Below are 2,452 nucleotides of genomic sequence, written 5' to 3'. Positions count from 1 at the left end.
GGACGGCACCACGCTCGCGCTGATCACCCACGACCACGACGTGGCCGGCCGGGTGCCCCGGCGGATCGGCATCCTGGACGGGCGGCTGGTGTCCGTCCCTCGCCCCAAATCCCTTGCAACTCATGGTCAGTCGGGCCATCTCAGCGGGGGTCTTTGCTTGCCAGGACTCGCCTCGCCCTTTGGGGATCCCGTCACCGGTGCGACGGTCCTTGCGGTCAGGGGGCACGCCTGGTGGGTCTGTCGGGCAGGGCCGAGCTGGGTGGGGGGTTATTCGGCCTCAAATCGCCCGGTTGCGCGGGTTGGGGGAATACAAGCTTTGCGCGTCCCCAGGCAGCCTGCTTGTTTAGGCCCCACAGGGCCTCGGCTCTTGCGCTGGGCGCGGCGGTCACGGCGGGGGGCGGCTCAAGCCAGCGCAACGCATTCAAGCTCGCCGACCTCGCGCCGGGCCGATGATCAAGACCAACGATGACAGCTGCGCTCGACAAACTTGCGCGCCGCCCTTCAGAACAACGGGGACAAATCCCCGCGACGGAATGGCTCAGAAGGCCGCCAACTGATCAGCGTGATCCGGGGCTCGGCGTTTCTCCTTGGCCGACGACGAGGCCGTGCCGCCACGCCATGGGATCGAATGAGCCCGCGAGCTGGAGAGAGCGCGAAGGGCGAGTCGGCCGAGCTGCCGATGCTCCCGGTGCCCTACCCCGAAGGGCGGGTGGGCCGACGGCGAAGACCGCGAACGGGCGGCCGGCGTCGTGATCGGTTGACTGGCGAGCGCCCGCAGGGACTGCTCAAGCAGCGAACCACGTGACACGCAAAGCTTTAAAGAAGGACCGGGTCGCCCACCTTTACCACCGACCAGCCCGGCGTGACCGTGACGCCCGGCGTGACCGAGGCCGCCCACCCACCGAAACGCCAAAGGCAGAAGACCGACCCGGCAGCCAGCCAGCCCACCAACCCGCGCAACCGGGCGATTTGAGGCCGAGCAACCCCCCACTCAGGCCGGCCCCGCCCGACAAAATCCCCCGGCGTGTCCACTGAGCGCACCGCCGCGCGCAGCGCGACGGGACCGCTATGGGCAGGGCAACACCTGACAGCAAAGACCACCGCCGAGGTGACACCGGCTGACCGAGAGTGGGCAAGCGATTCGGGGCGAGGGTGACCAAGACCGAAATAGACGCTTTACCTCGGACTTGGTCACCCTCGCCCCAAATCCCGTCCGACCGCAACCGCCCCCACCGCCCCGGAGCAAACAAAAAGGAGGCCGCCCCAAAAACAAGGACGGCCCCCAAAAAAGACTGGAACCTCAACGACCCCGACGGGTCCGAACCTCCTGGAGCCGCTCGTTGAGGATATCCTCCAGCTCCGAGATCGAACGCCGCTCAAGCAGCATGTCCCAGTGCGTACGTGGCGGCTTGGCCTTCTTCTGCTCCGGCTCACTACCGTCGACCAGACGGGCTACGCTGCCGTCGAACTTGCACTCCCAGGTGGTTGGCACCTCGGCGTCGACGGCGAACGGGACCTCGAACTGGTGGCCCTTGACGCAGAGGTACTCTCGAGTCTGCCGGGGCGCCAGTTCGGTGTTGCGGTCGGACTCGTAGCTGACTGCGCCAAGACGGCTGCCGCGCAGCATGCGTTCGCCCATGATCGGCTATCCCCTCGCTCGTGGTGCTGCTCTCGTTGGTGTAACGAAAGGGGCGACCGCCGGATTCCAGACCTTGGTCAAAGGATCTGGCGGGCGCCAAGTCTCTGGCCGCCGTGGGTGACGGCAGCGTTAACGCTACGAGCGTAACTGCCCGCGGCCCCAGGCCGTCACTGCGAACCCTCGTCGAAGTGGACCTTGGTCCACTTTACGGCCTTATGCGAGTTCTGCGGGTGCTGCGATGTGGGTCACTCGGCGGTTCCGGTCGTAAATCCCTCTCCGGGTTCGGCGGTACGTCCGCCACTATTCGCCCCGCGGTCGCCGAAGTTGAGAAGAGTTCACCTGTCGACTTCCTGTCTGAGGTGAGTTTGCCCCTCGGACACCGTCCTGACACCTGCCGAGCGCCGTCGATGCGATGTCACGGGGCCGGCGCCGGGGCGCGGCCGGGCTGGGCCGGCGCCGGGGACGGGCGGGCGCCGCCGAGTGAGGCCAGGGCGGACGCCAGGTCGCTGACCTGGGTCGAGAGCTGGGCGGCGCGGGACTGGGCGGCTTCGGCCTCGGCGCGGGCGGCGGCCAGGCGGCGTTCGAGGTCGGCGATCTCGTGCGCGGACCGGTCGGCGGCCCGTCGGTGAGCCTCCTGGTCGGCGACGGCTTCCTCGGCGCGCCGGCGGGCCTCGGCGATCTGCGCGTCGGCGGCGACGGCCTGGGCTTCGGCCGCGCGACGCGCTTCGACGGCCTGCGCGTCGGCGGCGACGGCCCGGGCTTCGGCCGTCCGGCGCGCTTCGACGGCCTGCGCTTCGGCGGCCGCGGCCTCCC

The 2,452-nt window shown here is 69.2% G+C and carries 1 protein-coding gene and 1 pseudogene; both read right to left on the bottom strand.

The genetic code is table 11. The features are described 5' to 3' along the window. Positions 1 to 1,300 precede the first annotated feature (1,300 nt). Positions 1,301 to 1,639: an RNA polymerase-binding protein RbpA gene (locus AB0M88_RS53150; protein WP_020517072.1), complete on the bottom strand. Its 339-nt coding sequence runs from the start codon at positions 1,637 to 1,639 to the stop codon at positions 1,301 to 1,303. Positions 1,640 to 2,054: 415 nt separating this feature from the next. After that, positions 2,055 to 2,452, bottom strand: a pseudogene (locus AB0M88_RS53145) (serine/threonine protein kinase); the annotation flags it as partial.

This window comes from Actinoplanes sp. NPDC051411 (assembly GCF_040682075.1).
Lineage (GTDB): Bacteria > Actinomycetota > Actinomycetes > Mycobacteriales > Micromonosporaceae > Actinoplanes.
This window is presented reverse-complemented; position numbering and strand designations above follow the sequence as displayed.